At 71.7% G+C, this 17,960-nt stretch carries 17 protein-coding genes; 16 read left to right on the forward strand and 1 reads right to left on the reverse strand.

Annotation, left to right across the window (positions count from 1 at the left end; translation table 11 throughout):
- The first annotated feature begins 120 nt into the window (after positions 1-120).
- The 5 genes from trpD to lexA all read left to right on the forward strand — a co-directional run bounded on the left by trpD (position 121) and on the right by lexA (position 4,446).
- Positions 121-1,155, forward strand: a complete 1,035-nt coding sequence (gene trpD, locus KBA23_RS03310; RefSeq protein WP_290736875.1) for an anthranilate phosphoribosyltransferase — start codon at positions 121-123, stop codon at positions 1,153-1,155.
- Positions 1,156-1,158: 3 nt separating this feature from the next.
- A complete protein-coding gene (gene trpC, locus KBA23_RS03315) occupies positions 1,159-1,965 on the forward strand; it encodes an indole-3-glycerol phosphate synthase TrpC (protein ID WP_290736877.1) in 807 nt (268 codons plus the stop codon).
- A gap of 13 nt (positions 1,966-1,978) precedes the next feature.
- A complete protein-coding gene (moaC, locus tag KBA23_RS03320) occupies positions 1,979-2,455 on the forward strand; it encodes a cyclic pyranopterin monophosphate synthase MoaC (protein WP_290736879.1) in 477 nt (158 codons plus the stop codon).
- A gap of 17 nt (positions 2,456-2,472) precedes the next feature.
- A complete protein-coding gene (glp, locus tag KBA23_RS03325) occupies positions 2,473-3,660 on the forward strand; it encodes a gephyrin-like molybdotransferase Glp (protein ID WP_290736970.1) in 1,188 nt (395 codons plus the stop codon).
- Between the two features lie 90 nt (positions 3,661-3,750).
- Positions 3,751-4,446: a transcriptional repressor LexA gene (gene lexA / locus KBA23_RS03330; RefSeq protein ID WP_290736880.1), complete on the forward strand. Its 696-nt coding sequence runs from the start codon at positions 3,751-3,753 to the stop codon at positions 4,444-4,446.
- Between the two features lie 96 nt (positions 4,447-4,542).
- Here the strand turns inward: lexA and KBA23_RS03335 are convergent, their stop codons facing one another.
- A complete protein-coding gene (locus KBA23_RS03335) occupies positions 4,543-6,675 on the reverse strand; it encodes a ComEC/Rec2 family competence protein (protein WP_290736882.1) in 2,133 nt (710 codons plus the stop codon).
- A gap of 74 nt (positions 6,676-6,749) precedes the next feature.
- On the opposite strand from KBA23_RS03335, the gene gltX reads away from it, so the two are divergent.
- The 11 genes from gltX (at position 6,750) to kynA (ending at position 17,952) form a co-directional block, all read left to right on the forward strand.
- Positions 6,750-8,189, forward strand: coding sequence for a glutamate--tRNA ligase (gene gltX, locus KBA23_RS03340; RefSeq protein ID WP_290736884.1), 1,440 nt, complete (start codon positions 6,750-6,752; stop codon positions 8,187-8,189).
- Positions 8,190-8,285: 96 nt separating this feature from the next.
- Complete coding sequence (gene gltA / locus KBA23_RS03345) at positions 8,286-9,584, forward strand: citrate synthase (RefSeq protein ID WP_290736886.1); 1,299 nt, start codon at positions 8,286-8,288, stop codon at positions 9,582-9,584.
- Positions 9,562-10,065: a YbaK/EbsC family protein gene (locus tag KBA23_RS03350; protein ID WP_290736888.1), complete on the forward strand. Its 504-nt coding sequence runs from the start codon at positions 9,562-9,564 to the stop codon at positions 10,063-10,065. Before gltA ends, KBA23_RS03350 begins: the two co-directional genes overlap by 23 nt.
- A gap of 82 nt (positions 10,066-10,147) precedes the next feature.
- Positions 10,148-10,888 carry a TlyA family RNA methyltransferase gene (locus KBA23_RS03355; RefSeq protein WP_290736890.1) on the forward strand — a complete coding sequence of 247 codons (741 nt, stop codon included), beginning with the start codon at positions 10,148-10,150 and terminating at the stop codon, positions 10,886-10,888.
- A gap of 291 nt (positions 10,889-11,179) precedes the next feature.
- Entirely contained in the window at positions 11,180-13,480 is a 2,301-nt protein-coding gene (locus KBA23_RS03360) for a bifunctional salicylyl-CoA 5-hydroxylase/oxidoreductase (RefSeq protein WP_290736892.1), read from the forward strand.
- 4 nt (positions 13,481-13,484) lie between these two features.
- Positions 13,485-14,249 carry an SDR family NAD(P)-dependent oxidoreductase gene (locus tag KBA23_RS03365; RefSeq protein WP_290736894.1) on the forward strand — a complete coding sequence of 255 codons (765 nt, stop codon included), beginning with the start codon at positions 13,485-13,487 and terminating at the stop codon, positions 14,247-14,249.
- Positions 14,246-14,719: a MarR family transcriptional regulator gene (locus tag KBA23_RS03370; protein ID WP_290736896.1), complete on the forward strand. Its 474-nt coding sequence runs from the start codon at positions 14,246-14,248 to the stop codon at positions 14,717-14,719. The genes KBA23_RS03365 and KBA23_RS03370 overlap by 4 nt, the downstream gene beginning before the upstream one ends.
- Positions 14,716-15,513 (forward strand): enoyl-CoA hydratase family protein, encoded by a 798-nt coding sequence (locus KBA23_RS03375; RefSeq protein ID WP_290736898.1) that lies wholly within the window; start codon positions 14,716-14,718, stop codon positions 15,511-15,513. The genes KBA23_RS03370 and KBA23_RS03375 overlap by 4 nt, the downstream gene beginning before the upstream one ends.
- A complete protein-coding gene (locus tag KBA23_RS03380) occupies positions 15,513-16,679 on the forward strand; it encodes an acyl-CoA dehydrogenase family protein (RefSeq protein ID WP_290736900.1) in 1,167 nt (388 codons plus the stop codon). The genes KBA23_RS03375 and KBA23_RS03380 overlap by 1 nt, the downstream gene beginning before the upstream one ends.
- A complete protein-coding gene (locus tag KBA23_RS03385; protein ID WP_290736902.1) occupies positions 16,676-17,128 on the forward strand; it encodes a cupin domain-containing protein in 453 nt (150 codons plus the stop codon). The genes KBA23_RS03380 and KBA23_RS03385 overlap by 4 nt, the downstream gene beginning before the upstream one ends.
- Positions 17,125-17,952, forward strand: coding sequence for a tryptophan 2,3-dioxygenase (gene kynA, locus KBA23_RS03390; protein ID WP_290736904.1), 828 nt, complete (start codon positions 17,125-17,127; stop codon positions 17,950-17,952). Before KBA23_RS03385 ends, kynA begins: the two co-directional genes overlap by 4 nt.
- Positions 17,953-17,960: the final 8 nt, after the last annotated feature.

Genomic DNA, 17,960 nt, shown 5'->3' on the forward strand with positions numbered 1-17,960 from the left:
GGTCTCATGCTGGCCGTTCGCTGGCAAGCGAGCTTGGCCGTCGCGGCGGGCGCTCGGTGCGGGCCGAGCTTTTCACCCCGCATGCGGGGTGAAAAGCTCAACCACCGCAAGGGTGCACTGATGAGCGAGCGCCTGAAGCCGCTGATCGGCAAGGCCGCCGAGGGTCCGCTGGGGCGCGCCCAGGCCGAGGCGGCCTTCGCGGCGATCATGGAGGGCGACGCGACGCCGGCCCAGATCGGCGGCTTCCTGATGGCGCTGCGCACCCGCGGCGAGACGGTCGAGGAATACGCCGCCGCGGCGAGCGTGATGCGGGCGAAATGCGTGCGCGTCCATGCGCCCGAGGGCGCGATCGACATCGTCGGCACCGGCGGCGACGGCAAGGGCACGCTCAACATCTCGACCGCCGCCGCCTTCGTCGTGGCGGGCGCGGGCGTCGTGGTCGCCAAGCACGGCAACCGCAACCTCTCGTCGAAATCCGGCGCGGCCGACGCGCTGACCGAGCTCGGCGTCAACGTCATGGTCGGGCCGGAGGTGGTCGAGCGCGCGTTGGCCGAGATCGGCATCGGCTTCATGATGGCTCCCCTGCACCATCCGGCGACGCGGCACGTCATGCCGGCGCGCCAGGAACTGGGGACGAGGACGATCTTCAACATCCTCGGGCCGCTCACCAATCCCGCCTCGGTGCGCCGGCGGCTGACCGGCGCCTACTCCCGCGCCGTCATCCGGCCGATGGCGCTCACGCTCGCCGCCCTCGGCTCCGACCGCGCCTGGCTCGTCCACGGCGCCGACGGCGCCGACGAGGTCTCCATCGCCGGCGAGACCCACGTCGCCGAACTGCGCGACGGGACCGTCACCGAGTTCACCGTTCATCCCGAGGAGGCCGGCCTGCCCGTTCATCCCTTCTCCGCCATCGAAGGCGGCGCGCCCGCCGAGAACGCCGCGGCGCTGCGCGCCGTGCTCGACGGCGCCCCCTCCGCCTATCGCGACGCCACGCTCCTGAACGCCGCCGCGGCCCTCCTCGTCGCCGAGCGCGCCGCCGACCTGCGCGAGGGCGTGGCAATGGCCGTCGACAGCATCGACAGCGGCGCCGCCCGCGGCAAGGCCGAGGCGCTCGCCCGGCTGACGACCGCGGCCGCCGCCGGCGCGGGAGCCTGACCGATGAGCGTGCTGGCCCGCATCCGCGAGTACAAGATCGCCGAGGTCGCCGCCGCCAGGGCCGACCGCCCGGGCGAGATCGAGGCGGCCGCCCGCGCCGCCGGCCCGACCCGCGGCTTCGCCGAGGCGCTGCAACGCGCCTCCTCCGGCGGCGGCTATGGCCTCATCGCCGAGATCAAGCGCGCGAGCCCGTCCAGGGGCTTGATCCGCGAGGACTTCGACCCAACGACGCTCGGCGCGGCCTATGCGGCGGGCGGCGCCGCCTGCCTGAGCGTGCTGACCGACGGGCCGAGCTTCCAGGGAGATCCGGCGCATCTCGTCGCGGCCCGCGCCGTCTGCGACCTGCCGGTGCTGCGCAAGGACTTCATCGTCGATCCCTGGCAGGTCGCGCAGTCCCGCGCCATGGGCGCCGACTGCATCCTCGTCCTGCTCGCCATGCTCTCCGACGACGAGGCGCTCGCCATCGAGGCGGCGGCGTTCGAATGGGGCGTCGACATGCTGGTCGAGGTCCACACCCCGGAGGAGCTGGAGCGCGCCAAGCGGCTGCGCTCGCCGCTCCTCGGCATCAACAACCGCGACCTCGCCACCTTCGACGTCGACGTCGGCGTCACCCGGCGGCTGGCCCGCGACGTGCCGGCCGACCGGATCATCGTCGCCGAAAGCGGCCTCTCGACCCGGCAGGATCTGGCGCAGCTCGCCCGCTTCGGCGTGCGCTGCTTCCTGATCGGCGAGGCGCTGATGCGCGCGGAGAACGTCGAGCTCGCCACCCGCGACCTGCTGCGCAGCCCCTGGACCCCCGAGGCCGGATGATGGGAGCGGACCGATGCCCGGCCTGACCCATTTCGACGAGGCCGGCGCCGCGCGCATGGTCGATGTCGGGTCCAAGCCCGCCACCAGCCGCGTCGCGGTCGCCCGCGGCGCGGTGCGGATGGCGCCGTCGACGCTGGCGCTGGTGCGCGAGGGCCGCGCGGCCAAGGGCGACGTCCTCGCCGTGGCCCGCCTCGCCGGGATCATGGCCGCCAAGCGCACCGCCGATCTCGTCCCGCTCTGCCATCCGCTCGCCCTTTCCAGGGTCGAGGTCGACCTCGCCCCCGGCGACGACGGCGCCCGGGTGCTGATCGAGGCCCGCGTCGGCGTGACCGGCCAGACCGGCGTGGAGATGGAAGCGCTCACCGCCGTCTCGGTCGCGGCGCTCACCGTCTACGACATGTTGAAGGCCGTCGATCGCGGCATGGTCATCGAGGACGTCCGCGTCGTCCTCAAGGACGGCGGCAAGTCCGGGCGCTTCGAGGCGCCATGACCCGCCCCCCTGCCCCGATGCTCAGCGTCGCCGACGCGCATGCCCGAATCCTCGCCCTCGTCGCGCCGCTCGGCGAGGAGGAGATCCCGCTCGCCGAGGCCGGCGGCCGCGTCCTCGCCCGCCCGGTCGCGGCGAGCCGCGACCAACCGCCCTTCGCCGCCTCGGCGATGGACGGCTACGCGGTCCGCGACGCCGACGCCGTCCCCGGCGCACGCCTGCGCGTCATCGGCGCGGCCCAGGCCGGCGCCGCCTTCTCCGGCGTGGTCGGCCCGGGCGAGGCGGCGCGCATCTTCACTGGCGCCCCCATGCCTCCCGGCGCCGACGCCGTGGTCATCCAGGAGGACGCCGAACGCGAGGGCGACACCATCCTCGTGCGCCCCGGCCGCGACGGCGCCCGCCACGTGCGCCCGGCCGCCGCCGATTTTGCCGCCGGGACGACCATCTCCGCGCCGCGCCGCCTGCGCCCGGCCGACGTGGCGCTCCTCGCGGCGATGAACGCCGCGCGCGTGCCCGTCGCCCGCCGGCCCGTCGTGGCGATCATCCCGACCGGGGACGAGATCGTCGCCCCCGGCGGCGTCCCCGGCCCGGACCAGATCGTCGCCTCGAACAACTACGGCCTCAAGGCGATGGTCGAGGCGGCCGGGGGCGAGGCCCGCCTGCTGCCCATCGCCCGCGACACGCCGGAAAGCCTCGCCGCGGTGCTGGCGCTGACCGGGGACGCCGATCTCGTCGTCACCCTCGGCGGCGCCTCCGTCGGCGACTTCGACATCGTGCAGAAGACCGCGATCGCCCACGGGCTCGCGCTCGATTTCCACAAGGTGGCGATACGCCCCGGCAAGCCGCTGATGGCCGGCCGCCTCGGCGCGCGCGCCATGATCGGCCTGCCCGGCAACCCCGTCTCCGCGCTGGTCTGCGGCCAGCTCTTCGTGCTTCCCGCCGTCGAGCGGATGCTCGGCCTGCCCGGCGACCTGCCGACCGCCCTGCCGGCGCGGCTCGCCGAGGCGGTCGGGCCGAACGGCCCGCGCACGCACTACATGCGCGCCCGCGTCGAGGCCGGCCCCGCGGGCTGGTCCTGCACCCCCTTCGTCCGGCAGGACAGCGCGCTCCTCTCCGTCCTCGCCGCCGCCAACGCCCTGCTCGTCCGGCCCCCCGACGCCCCTTCCCAGCCCGCCGGAGACAAGGTTGAGTTCATCTGGGCCGCATAAACCCAAGATTGTGTGTCGCATTTGAATCTTGACACAAATCAGGAACGTTCCTAGAACAGCGTGGGTTCTGCCGGGCAGGGACGGACTGGGATGCTGACGCGCAAGCAATACGACCTCCTCCATTTCATTCACGACCGACTGCAACGCGACGGGGTGCCGCCCTCGTTCGAGGAGATGAAGGACGCGCTCGACCTGCGCTCCAAATCCGGCATCCACCGGCTGATCACCGCGCTCGAGGAGCGCGGCTTCATCCGTCGCCTCGCCCACCGCGCCCGCGCGATCGAGATCGTCAAGCTGCCCGACAGCCTCGAGGCGGCCTCGGGCTTCCGGCCGTCGGTCGTCGACGGCGGCCGCGCCGCGCCGGGCGGCGCGCCTTCCGCTCCCGGCGAGACCGCCGCGATCGAGCTTCCGGTCATGGGCCGCATCGCCGCCGGCACGCCGATCGAGGCGATTCGCACCGCCTCGCACAACGTCGCCGTCCCCGCCGCCATGCTGGCGGGCCGCTCGCGCCACTACGCGCTCGAGGTGAAGGGCGATTCGATGATCGGCGCCGGCATCAACAACGGCGACGTCGTGGTGATCCAGGAGCAGGCGACCGCCCAGAACGGCGACATCGTCGTCGCCCTCGTCGAGGGCGAGGAAGTCACGCTCAAGACCTTCCGCCGCCGCGGCGCCACCATCGCGCTCGAGGCCGCGAACCCCGCCTATGAGACCCGGCTCTACCAGGACCACCAGGTCGAGGTGCAGGGCAAGCTCGTGGGCCTGATCCGCACCTACCACGCCTGATCCCGGCCGCCCGGCGACGGTTCCGCGCGCAGGGACCGGTTGACGAGGCAGGCGGGGGCGCCCCTTCCCGCCTCGCCGAAACGGAGGGCGGCGGCGTCAGCGCGTCATCGCCGCCACGGCGCCGGGCGGCGGCGCGGTCGGGGCCGCGGGTCGGTCGCGACCGGTCGGACGGGGCGCCGAGGCCCATGGCCGTCCGGCGTCCGGCGCCAGCGCGCCCTCGACGACGAACCCGCCCGGTCCCGGCGTCACCGACAGCGCCCCCAACTGCCGCAGCGCCTCGGCCCCAATGAAAAGACACGGTCCCGGCGGCGCAGCACGCCATTGCGGCGCGATCAGGACGGCCGCATCGGCGCAGTCGCGCGGCCCGGTCGCGGAATCGCGGAATCCGACGTAGCGGATCACCCCGAAGCCCGGCGCCTGCGCCTCGACCCGGCCGCGCCTGCCGCGGAAGTCGGCGCGCGCATGGGCCTCCTCCTGGCTCGCCACGTCGCCGTCGTCCTCGAGCCACGTCGCCGCAGCATAGGTCTGGCTCGTCGCCGAGCTGATAGCGCGACCCTCCGCGGTCATGAACCCGAAGAGCCGCCCGTCCGGGGCGATCAGCAGCGGCGGCCGCGCCGCCCCTGCCCAGAGCGCCAGCGCCGCGGCCAGCGGCGCCAGCCCGGCCCAGCGCCCCCGCCCGTTCCAGAGCACCAGCACGAGGCCGCCCAGCGCCACAAGCCCCGGCACGATTCCCGGCGCGGAGGGCACGCCCGACACGGCGCCCCCGAGCCCCGAGACGAAATGCGCGACGGCGAGCACGTAGCCGACGCCCCAGCCCATCGCCGCGAAGGGCAGCCAGTCGAGGCCGAGCGGCGCCAGCATCGCCGCCACCACCGCCGCCGGCATCACCACCGCCCCCATCATCGGCACGGCGAGCATGTTGGCCACCAGCCCGTACTGCGCCACGACGTTGAAATGGAACGCCGAGAACGGCGCCGTCGCGCTCCCCGCCACCAGCGAGGTCATCGCCAGCGCCAGAACCGGCTTGGCCAGCCGCCAACGTCGGTCGGTCTGGGTGACCATCCACCAGCTCCGCCCGCGCAATCCGTCAAACACCGCGACGAGGGCGATCGTCGCGGCGAAGGACATCTGGAACCCCGCCTCCATCAGGCTCTCCGGCGCGACGACGAGCACGACGAGCGCTGCCAGCGCCACCGAACGCAACGTCAGCGCCGGTCTGTCGAGCAGCACCGCCCCGAGGACGCAGGCCGTCATCACGTAGGCCCGTTGCGCCGGCACCTCGAACCCCGACAGCGCGAGATAGAGGAACCCCGCCGCCAGCGCCCCCCAGGCCGCGATCTTCTTCAGCGGCCAGCGCAGCGCCAGCCCCGGCACGAACGCGAGCCCGCCGCGCACGATCACGAAGACCGAAGCCGCGATCAGCGTCATGTGCAGGCCCGAGATCGAGACCAGATGATAGAGCGTCGAGTCCCGGAGATCCTCCTCGATCGCCGGATCGATCGCCGAGCGGTCCCCGGTCAGGATTGCCGCCGAGAAGGCGCCCTCCTGTCCCGGCATCCGCGCCTGGATGTGCGCCGACAGGACCATGCGCAGCCGGAAGGCGAGCAGCGACAGCGGCGACCCGTCGCCCCCTTCCACCTCGACGAGCGGGCTGCGCGCATAGCCGACGGCGCCGAGCCGGTCGAACCAGGCGACGCGACGGAAGTCGAACCCGCCCGGCGCGCTCGGCGCGGCCGGCGGCGACAGCCGCGCCTGCCCGAGAACGCGCGCCCCGGGGCGCAGGACCTCCGCCGACGTGCCTTCCTCGATCGAGATGCGCACCTGCGCCGGCGTGCGCTCCGGCTCCAGGCCGTGGATCACCACCCGGTCGAGCAGAACGCGCGTGCGATCGGAGGCAGAGCGGCCGAGGCCGACGACCCGCCCCTCGACGGCCGCCGTCATCTCGTATGGCAGCACCGGCGCCGCCACGACCCGGGTCCTGAGCGCCGCGGCCGCGAAGCCGAGCGCCGGAAGCAGCGCCAGCACGAGGCAGAGCCGCGCCATCGACCCGCCGCGCCACAGACCCGCCACGGCGACGACCATGACGGCGGCCAGCGCGAGCAGCACGCCGCCGCCCGGCTCCGACGGCAGGGCGAAGTAGCCGGCGATCCCGCATCCGAACAACGCGGGCGCCCAGAGCGGCAGGCTGGCCCGCTGGGCCTCGATCCGAGCGGCGAGCCAATCGCCCACGCGCCTTGTTCTCCCTGACCGAAGCCCCTAAGAACCTCGGCTTAGCAATCCGCTGGTTAACGGGAGGTTGACCGATGCCCGCCGACGCGACCCGCGACGCGCCCGTGGTGACGCGCTTCGCCCCCTCGCCGACGGGCTATCTGCACATCGGCGGAGCCCGCACGGCGCTCTTCAATTGGCTCTACGCCCGCCATGCCGGCGGCAGGTTTCTCCTGCGCATCGAGGACACCGACCGCGCCCGCTCGACGCCCGAGGCGACCGAGGCGATCTTCGCCGGCCTGCGCTGGCTCGGGCTCGACTGGGACGGCGAGGCGGTCAGCCAGTTCTCCCGCGTGGAGCGCCACGCCGAAGTCGCCCGCGAGATGCTGGCCAGGGGCGTCGCCTACCGCTGCTTCGCCACCGCGGAGGAGATCGAGACCTTCCGCGCCGAGGCCCGCGCCAACGGCCGCCCGCCGCTCTTCGTCTCGCCCTGGCGCGACGCCGACCCGGCGACCTGGCCCGCCGACGCGCCCTGCGTCATCCGCCTGCGCGCCCCCCGCGACGGCGAGACGGTGATCGAGGACGCGGTGCAGGGCACGGTGACCTTTCGCAACGAGACGCTCGACGACCTGATCCTCATGCGCTCGGACGGGGTGCCGACCTACATGCACGCGGTGGTTGTCGACGACCACGACATGAACGTGACCCATGTCATCCGCGGCGACGACCACCTGACCAACGCGGCGCGCCAGACGCTCATCTACCGGGCGCTCGGCTGGGACGTGCCGAAATGGGCGCACATCCCGCTCATCCACGGCCCCGACGGCGCCAAGCTCTCCAAGCGCCACGGCGCGCTCGGGGTCGAGGCCTATCGCGACATGGGCTTCCTGCCGGAGGCGATGCGCAACTACCTCGCCCGCCTCGGCTGGAGCCATGGCAACGACGAGTTCTTCACCACCGAACAGGCGATCGCGTGGTTCGACCTCGACCACCTCGGCAAGGCCCCGGCCCGCTTCGACTTCTCCAAGCTGACCCACCTTTCCGGCCAGCACATCCGCGTCGCCGCCGACGACGCGCTGATGGCGGAGCTCGACGCCTTTCTCGCGTCGCAGCAGAAACCGCCTCTCGAGCCGCAGCGGCGCAAAATGCTGCTCCGCGCGATGCCCGGGATGAAGGAACGCGCGAAGACGCTGCCGGAACTCCTTGAAATGGGGCGATTTGCGCTAATCGACCGCCCCGTGGAAGCCGATGCGGCCGGCGCGAAGCTCCTCGATCCGGCATCCCGCGGCATGCTGGGTCGTTTGACTTCGCGGATGCAGCATGCTAGCTGGACCGCAAGCGGTCTGGAGGCGTATGTGCGCAACTTCGCGGCGGATGAGGGGCTGGGGCTCGGCAAGGTCGCCCAGCCGGTCCGCGCCGCGCTCACCGGCCGCGCCATCTCCCCGAGCGTCTTCGACATCATGGAGATTCTCGGGCCCGAAGAAACGCTTGCCCGACTCGCGGAATGTGCCGAAGGAGAACCGGCGAAGGCTTGACGCCTCGCGCCGACCGCTCTTCTCGGCGCGGCCCGTGGTCGTGCTCGAACCCGGCCCGGCCGCAAGGCGGGCCCGAAAACAAGGGGACGACGACGTATGACCAGCCAGGCCCACAAGTCCGCAAAGCTGACCATTGGCGACAAGACCCTGGACCTTCCGGTCTACAGCGGCACGCTCGGCCCCGACGTCATCGACATCCGCCGGCTTTACTCGGACGGCGACGTGTTCACCTTCGACCCGGGCTTCACGTCGACGGGTTCCTGCGAGAGCGCGATCACCTACATCGACGGCGACCTCGGCCATCTCCTCTATCGTGGCTATCCGATCGAACAGCTGGCGGAGAAGTCGCACTTCCTCGAGGTCTGCTACCTGCTGCTCTACGGCGAGCTGCCCACCGCCACCCAGCTCGAGGATTTCGAGGCCCGCGTGACGAACCACACCATGCTGCACGAGCAGATGGCGTATTTCTTCCGGGGCTTCCGGCGCGACGCTCACCCCATGGCCGTGGTGTGCGGCATGGTCGGGGCGATGTCGGCCTTCTACCACGACTCGACGGACATCCACGATCCCTGGCAGCGCGAGGTCGCCTCGATCCGCCTGATCGCCAAGATGCCGACGATCGTCGCCTGGGCCTACAAGTATTCTGCCGGACAGCCCTTCGTCTATCCGAAGAACAACCTCGACTACGCCTCGAACTTCCTCAACATGTGCTTCTCGGTGCCGGCGTCCGACTACGTGGTCGACCCGATCCTGAGCCGGGCGATGGATCGCATCTTCACGCTCCACGCCGACCACGAGCAGAACGCCTCGACCTCGACGGTGCGCCTCGCCTCCTCGTCGGGCGCGAACCCGTTCGCCTGCATCGCGGCCGGCGTCGCCTGTCTGTGGGGGCCGGCGCATGGCGGCGCCAACGAGGCCTGCCTGACGATGCTGCGCGAGATCGGCACGGTCGACCGCATCCCCGAGTATATCGCCAGGGCCAAGGACAAGGACGACCCCTTCCGCCTGATGGGCTTCGGCCATCGCGTCTACAAGAACTTCGACCCGCGGGCGAAGGTGATGAAGCAGTCCGCCGACGAGGTTCTCGGCCTGCTCGGCATCGAGAACAACCCGACGCTTCAGGTCGCCAAGGAACTCGAGCGGATCGCGCTGGAGGATCCCTATTTCGTCGAGAAGAAGCTCTATCCGAACGTCGACTTCTACTCCGGCATCATCCTCGACGCCATCGGCTTCCCGACCTCGATGTTCACGCCGATCTTCGCGCTGGCCCGGACCGTCGGCTGGATCTCGCAGTGGAAGGAGATGCTGGCCGACCCCGCCCTCAAGATCGGCCGCCCGCGCCAGCTCTACGTCGGCGCGACCCAGCGCGACTATGTCGACGTCGAGAACCGCTGAGCCCGAGGCGCGCCTCGGCTCGGTCGACCGCGTCGCGGCCGAGGCCGCCCGCCTCGGCCTCGACATCGCGGTCGTGCGCCTCGACGAAAGCACCCGCACCGCGGCCGAGGCGGCGCGCGCCTGCGGCTGCGAGGTCGACCAGATCGTCAAGTCGATCGTGTTCCGGGTGGCCGGCTCCGACCGCCACGTGCTGTTCCTGACCTGCGGCGGCGCCCGCGTCGATCCCGCGCGCGCCTCCGCCCTCGCCGGGGCGGCGCTGGAAAAGGCCGACGCCGCCGGCGTGCGCGCCTTCACCGGCTTCGCCATCGGCGGCGTCTCCCCGCTCGGCCATCTCAATCCGATCGCGGTATGGATGGACCCGGCGCTCTTCCGCTTCGCGACGATCTGGGCCGCCGCCGGTTCGCCCAACCACGTCTTCTCCGTGGCCCCCGAGCCACTGCGCGCCGCGGCGAACGCCGCCGTCGCGCCCTTCACCGCCTGAACGCCCCGCCGACCGCGAACGTCGTCGCGCGGCGCATTCCACGCCTCGCGCGCCATCACCGGCGCGGCTGGGAGATGCGGGCATGACCGACGGGCGCCGGCCGCGGCTCGACCAGGCGCTGGTGGAGGCGGGCATCGCGCCGACCCGAACCCGCGCGCAGGCGCTGGTCGCCGCCGGCGTCGTCACCGTCGACGGCGCGCCCGCCGCCCGCCCCGGGGCCCGCGTCGCCCCGGGCGCGCGCCTCGCGGTGACGGGCGACCCGCTGCCCTGGGTCTCGCGCGGCGCGCTGAAGCTCCTGCACGCGCTCGACGCCTTCGGCCTCTCGCCCGCGGGCGCCGTCGCCCTCGACCTCGGCGCCTCGACGGGCGGGTTCACCGAGGTGCTGCTGGCCCGTGGCGCATCGGAGGTCTGGGCGGTCGATGTCGGCCACGGCCAGCTCGCGCCCGCCCTGCGCGCCGACCCGCGCGTCCACGCGATCGAGGGGCAGAACGTCCGCGACCTCCGCCCCGGCGACGTGCCGGCGCCCGGCTGGATCACCGCGGATTTGTCCTTCATCTCGCTCGCCAAGGCGATCGGCCCCGCCCTCGCCCTCGCCGGCCCCGGCGCGACGCTCGTCGCCCTCGTCAAGCCGCAGTTCGAGGTCGGCCCCGCCCATGTCGGCAGGGGCGGGATCGTGCGCGACCCGGCGGCCGCGGAGGCGGCGGCGGCCGCCGTCCGCGATTTCGTCGCCGGCGCCGGCTGGACCGTCCTCGGCGAGATCCCGAGCCCGATCCTCGGCGGCGACGGCAACGCCGAACGCCTGCTCGCCGCCCGCCGGGACTGACACCGGCGAGTCTACCAGGCCACCCGGCGCAACAAGGGCTAACACGCGTGATAGGTATAGTAACTACCTGAATACACACGATAAAAATGTCATAGGTCAAAAAGGTCCGCGAGTCGTTTCATGAGCCCGCCGGGACTGACGCCCGGCCCGGACGGGCGAGCCCGCGCGCCTGCCATGCTGCACCGCAACATTTTAAGCACGAATATTTTATGCTTGAACTTAATTTTCCGAATCGCTATGGTCGAGGCAAGACGGGGGCGATCGGCCCCGGGACGACAGGGAGGATCGGGAATGCGCGTCGCTTGCCTGGGCGGAGGGCCGGCCGGCCTCTACTTCGCCATCTCGATGAAGCTCCGCGACCCCTCGCACGAGGTCGTGGTGTTCGAGCGCAACCGCGCCGACGACACGTTCGGCTGGGGCGTGGTGCTCTCCGACGACGCGCTCGGCAACCTCGCCAAGAACGACCCGGTCAGCGCCGCCGCGATCCGCGAGAACTTCGCCTACTGGGACGACGTGGCGGTCGAGTTCAAGGGCGAGCGCATCGTCTCGGGCGGCCATGGCTTCTGCGGCATCGGCCGCATGAAGCTGCTGCTGCTGCTCCAGGCCCGCGCCCGCGAGCTCGGCGTCGATCTCCGCTTCCAGAACGACATTTCCGAGGCCCAGATCGAGCAGCTCTCGCGCGACTACGACATCGTGGTGGCGAGCGACGGACTGAACTCCAGGACCCGCAGCCTCTATGCCGAACACTTCAAGCCCGACGTCGACGTGCGCAAGTGCAAGTTCGTCTGGCTCGGCACCAAGCAGAAGTTCCACGACGCCTTCACGTTCATCTTCAAAGAGACGGACAAGGGCTGGCTCTGGGCGCACGCCTACCAGTTCGACGCCGACACCGCGACCTTCATCGTCGAATGCACCGAAGAAACGTGGAACGCCTACGGCTTCGGCGGCATGAGCCAGCAGGAGTCGATCGCCACCTGCGAGGCGATCTTCAAGGACGAACTCGGCGGCCACAACCTCATCTCCAACGCCGCCCACATCCGCGGCTCGGCCTGGATCAACTTCCCGCGCGTGCTCTGCGAGAAGTGGAGCTACAGGAACGTCGTGCTGATGGGCGACGCCGCCGCGACGGCGCATTTCTCCATCGGCTCCGGCTCGCGGCTCGCCTTCGACAGCGCCATCGCGCTCGCGACCTACCTCCACAGCGAGCCGACGATGGAGGCCGCCTTCGCCCAGTACCAGGACGCGCGGCGCCTCGACGTGCTGCGGCTCCAGTCGGCCGCGCGCAACTCGATGGAATGGTTCGAGGAAATCGAGCGCTACTTCCACCTCGACCCCGTGCAGTTCACCTATTCGCTGCTCACCCGCTCCCAGCGCATCAGCCACGAGAACCTGCGCCTGCGCGACGAGGACTGGCTGAACGGCGCCGAAGCCTGGTTCCAGCAGCAGGCCGGCGTCGGCGAGAACGCCGCCGCGCGCCGCCCGATGTTCGCGCCGTTCAGGCTGCGCGGGCTCGAGCTCAAGAACCGCGTCGTCGTCTCGCCGATGGCCCAGTACAAGGCCGTGGACGGCGTGCCGACCGACTGGCACCTCGTCCACCTCGGCGAGCGCGCCAAGGGCGGCGCCGGGCTCGTCTACACCGAGATGACCTGCGTCACGCCCGAGGGCCGCATCAGCCCCGGCTGCCCCGGCACCTATTCGCCCGAGGCCGAGGCCGCGTGGAAGCGCATCGTCGACTTCATCCACGCCGAGACCGACGCCAAGGTCTGCATGCAGCTCGGCCATTCCGGCCCGAAGGGCTCGACCGAACTCGGCTGGGTCGAGGACAACCGCCCGCTCGCCTCGGGCAACTGGCCGATCGTCTCGGTCTCCGACGTGCCTTGGTCGCCCGCGAACCAGACGCCCAAGGCGATGGACCGCGCCGAGATGGACCGCATCCGCGACGCCTTCGTCGAGGGCGCGCGCATGGCGGACCGATGCGGCTTCGACATGCTCGAGCTGCACATGGCGCACGGCTACCTGCTCTCGGCCTTCATCACGCCCGTCACCAACACCCGGACGGACGAATACGGCGGCTCGCTCAAGAACCGGATGCGCTATCCGCTGGAAGTCTTCCGCGCCGTCCGCGCCGCCTGGCCGGAGGCGAAGCCGATCTCGGTGCGCATCTCCGCCAACGACTGGGTCGGCGACGACGGCATCACGCCGGAGGACGCCGTCGAGATCGCCCGGATGCTCCAGGAAGCCGGCGTCGACATCTGCGACGTCTCGGCCGGCCAGACCACCACGAAGGCGAAGCCGGTCTATGGCCGCATGTTCCAGACGCCGTTCTCGGACCGCATCCGCAACGAGACCGGCATGGCGACGATCGCCGTCGGCAACATCTACGAACCCGATCACGTCAACTCGATCCTGATGGCCGGACGCGCCGACCTGGTCGCGCTCGCCCGCCCGCACCTGACCGACCCCTACTGGACGCTCCGCGCCGCCGGCCAGCTCGGCGACAAGGCCGAGAAGTGGCCGCTTCCCTACCTGCCCGGCCGCAACCAGCTCTGGCGGCTCGCCGAGCGCAGCGACACCATGCTCGGCAAGGTCTGACGCCATGAGCCCGGCCCCCCAACTCGGCGGCAGGCACGCCCTCGTCACCGGCAGCGCCAGCGGCGTCGGCGCGGCGATCGCCCGGGCGCTGGCGGGGGCCGGCGCGCGGGTGACGATCGCGGGGCGCAACGCCGTCGCGCTGGCCGAGACCGCGGGCGCCGAGATGCGCTATGTCACCGGCGACGTGACGCAGCCCGCGGACGTCGAGGCGATGTTCGCCGCCGCCTCCGCCGAATGGGGCCCGCCCGCCATCGTCGTGGCCAACGCCGGCGCCGCGTCGAGCAAGCCCTTCGCGAAGATGACCGCGCAGGACTTCGCCGGCATGGTCGACCTCAACCTCGCCGGCGTGTTCTCCACTTGGCGCGCCGGGATCGAGCCGATGCTGGAGGCGAACTGGGGCCGCCTGATCGCCGTCGCCTCCACCGCCGGCCTCAAGGGCTACCCCTACGTCTCCGCCTATTGCGCGGCCAAGCACGGCGTCGTCGGCCTGACCCGGGCGCTTGCCGCCGAGACGGCCCGGAGCGGGATCACGGTGAACGCCGTCTGCCCCGGCTACATGCTGACGCCCATGCTGGAACGCTCGATCGAAACGATCATGGGCAAGACCGGCCGCTCGCGCGCCGAGGCGGAGGCGCCGCTCCTCGCCGCCAACCCGCAGGGCCGCTTCATCGAGCCCGACGAGGTGGCCGCGACCGTGCTCTGGCTCTGCGGCCCGGGGGCCGCCTCGGTCACCGGACAGGCGATCTCGATCTCCGGGGGCGAGGTATGAGCATGATGGAGCGCCACGACCCGACCGCTGCGAAGGCGCGGCTGCGCCTCTGGCTGCGAATGCTCGCCGTGTCGCGCATGGTCGAGGCCGAGCTGCGCGAGCGCCTGCGCGAGCGCGACAGCACGCTGCCCCGCTTCGACGTGATGGCCGCGCTCAGCCGCGCCCCCGACGGGCTGAAGATGAGCGCGCTCTCCTCGGTCCTGCGCGTCTCGAACGGCAACGTCACCGGCATCGTCGACCGGCTGGAGGCCGAGGGCCTCGCCGTGCGGCTGCCCGTCGAGGGCGACCGCCGCGCCATGCTGGTGCGCCTGACCCCCGCCGGCGAGGCCGGATTCGCCGAACTGGCCGCCCGCCACGAGGACTGGGTGAACGAACTCCTCGGCGCGGTCACCGCCGCCGAGGCCGAGCATCTGATCGAGCAGCTTCAGGCGGTGCGCAACCGTCTCGCCGAACGAGGAGACAGGCCATGACAGCGCCGCAGCACTTCCGGCTCGAGGTCGTCGAGCGCATCGCCCGCGTCTCGCTCGACCGGCCCGAGCGCAAGAACCCGCTGACCTTCGAGAGCTACGCCGAGCTGCGCGACTGGTTCCGCGGCCTCGTCTACTCCGACGAGATCGACGTCGTGGTGTTCGGCTCGAACGGCGGCAACTTCTGCTCCGGCGGCGACGTGCACGACATCATCGGCCCGCTGATCGACAAGGACATGAAGGGCCTGCTCGCCTTCACCCGCATGACCGGCGACCTCGTCAAGGCGATGCTCGCCTGCGGCAAGCCGATCATCGCCGCGGTCGACGGCATCTGCGTCGGGGCCGGCGCCATCGTCGCCATGGCCTCCGACCTCCGCCTCGGCACGCCCGAGGCCAAGACCGCCTTCCTCTTCACCCGCGTCGGCCTCGCCGGCTGCGACATGGGCGCCTGCGCCATGCTGCCGCGCATCATCGGCCAGGGCCGCGCCGCCGAACTGCTCTACACCGGGCGCGTCATGACCGCCGACGAGGCCGCCGCCTGGGGCTTCTTCAACCGCCTCGTCCCCGCGGCCGACCTCGACGCCGAGGCGATGACGCTGGCCCGCCGCATCGCCAAGGGACCGACCTTCGCCCACATGATGACCAAGACCCAGCTCAACCTCGAATGGTCGATGGGGCTCGAACAGGCGATCGAGGCCGAGGCCCAGGCCCAGGCGATCTGCATGCAGACCCGGGACTTCGCCCGCGCCTACCACGCCTTCGTCGCGAAGGAAAAACCCGTGTTCGAGGGCGACTGATGGCCGACCGCAGCTTCCTCGACTGGCCCTTCCTCGAGCCGCGCCACAAGGCGCTCGCGCTCGACCTCGACGCCTGGGCCGCCGCCAGCCTCGCCGATGTCGACCACGCCGACACCGACGCCGCCTGCAAGACGCTGGTGGCGAAGCTCGGCGAAGCCGGCTGGCTCACCTACTCCGCCATCGACCCGGCCGCCCCGGCCCCGCTCGACGTCCGCAGCCTCTGCCTGATCCGCGAGACCCTCGCGCGCCACGACGGCCTCGCCGACTTCGCCTTCGCCATGCAGGGCCTCGGGACCGGCGCGATCTCGCTCTTCGGCACGCCCGAGCAGCGGTCCCGCTGGCTCCCCGAGACCCGCTCGGGGCGAGCGCTGTCCGCCTTCGCGCTGACCGAGCCGCAGTCCGGCTCCGACGTCGCCGCCACCGCGACGACCGCGACCCGCGACGGCGACGGCTACATCCTCTCCGGCGAAAAGACCTGGATCTCCAACGGCGGCATCGCCGACGTCTACACCGTCTTCGCCCGCACCGGCGAGGCCCCCGGCGCCCGCGGCCTCTCCGCCTTCCTGCTCCCGGCCGACGCCCCCGGCCTCTTCATCGCCGAGCGGCTGGAGACCATCGCCCCCCACCCGCTGGCGCGCCTCGTCCTCGACGACATCCGCCTGCCGGCCTCCGCCCTGATCGGCAAGCCCGGCGACGGCTTCAGGATCGCCATGTCGGTCCTCGACGTGTTCCGCTCGACCGTCGCCGCTGCCGCCCTCGGCTTCGCCCGCCGGGCGCTGGACGAGACGCTGGCCCGCGCCGCCGGCCGCCAGCTCTTCGGCGCGCCCCTCGCGGATCTCCAGATGGTGCAGGGCCACATCGCCGACATGGCGCTCGACATCGACGCGGCGGCGCTGCTGACCTACCGCGCCGCGTGGACGAAGGACGCAGGCGCCCCCCGCGTCACCCGCGAGGCGGCGATGGCCAAGCTCTACGCCACCGACCGGGCGCAGGCCGTCATCGACAAGGCCGTCCAGCTCCACGGCGGCGACGGGGTGCGCAAGGGCAGCGTCGTCGAGAGCCTCTACCGCGAGATCCGCGCACTCCGCATCTATGAAGGCGCCTCCGATGTGCAGAAGGTGGTGATCGCGAGACAGACCCTCGCAACCCAGGGAGCGAACCCATGACCAAATACCTCGACGGCGGCATCACCCGGAACGGGGAAGGCTATCAGGCGACCGAGTGGAACATCCTCGGCCAGCGCTACTTCCCCAAGGCGACCTGCGCCTCCACCTTCGCCTTCGAGACGAACAGCGAACCCGGCCAGTTCGTCCCCGTCCACATCCACCCCCACCAGGACGAGTTCATCCTCGTGCAGGAGGGCCAACTGGAACTGAAGCTCGACGGCCAATGGCAGACCGCCCGCGCCGGCGATCTCGTGCGCATGCCCCGCGGCGTGCCCCACGGCTACTTCAACAAGTCCGACCAGCCCGCCCGGGCGCTCTTCTGGGTCTCTCCGGCGGGCCGGCTGAAGGAGCTCTTCGAGACCCTCCACGGCATGACCGACATCCCCGCCATCGTCGCCGCCTCGAAGGAGCGCGACGTCGACTTCCTGCCGCCCGAGGCCAACGAATGACCGGGCCGGGCGCCGACGCGGGAGCCGTGACGGACTTCGCACAGCGAATGTCCTATGGCGACTATCTCCACATCGACACCATTCTCGACGCCCAGCACCCGTTGTCGCGGGCGAACGACGAGCTGCTGTTCATCATCCAGCACCAGACCTCGGAGCTGTGGATGAAGCTCGCCATCCACGAACTCGCCGCCGCCCGCGAGGCGATCGCCACGGACCGGCTGGAGGAATCCCAGAAGCTGCTCGCCCGCGTCTCGCGCATCTTCGAGCAGCTCAACAACGCCTGGGACGTGCTGCGCACCATGACGCCCTCGGACTACACCGAGTTCCGCGACGCCCTCGGCCAGTCCTCGGGCTTCCAGTCCGCCCAGTACCGCCTGATCGAGTACGTCCTCGGCAACCGCAACCGCGCCATGCTGAAGCCGCACGCCCACCGCCCCGACACCGTCGCCGCGCTCGAGGCCGAGCTTGCCCGCCCCGACCTCTACGCCGTCGCCCTGACCGCCGCCGCCCGCGCCGGCCTGCCCGTGCCCCCCGGGGCGACGCTCCCCCACGACGGACCGCGCGTCGCGGACCCGCAGGTGGCCGAGATGTGGGCGCAGGTCTACCGCGACCCCCGCGCGCACTGGCCGATCTACGAGCTCGCCGAGAAACTCGTCGATCTCGAGGACTATTTCCGCCGCTGGCGCTTCAACCACGTCACCACCGTCGAGCGGATCATCGGGCTCAAGCGCGGCACCGGCGGCACCGGCGGGGTCAGCTACCTGAGGAAGATGCTCGACGTCGTGCTCTTCCCCGAACTCTGGGAAGTACGCACCGCGCTCTGAAACGCGGG

It is taken from the genome of Amaricoccus sp. (assembly GCF_017995835.1).
Taxonomy (GTDB): Bacteria; Pseudomonadota; Alphaproteobacteria; order Rhodobacterales; family Rhodobacteraceae; genus Amaricoccus.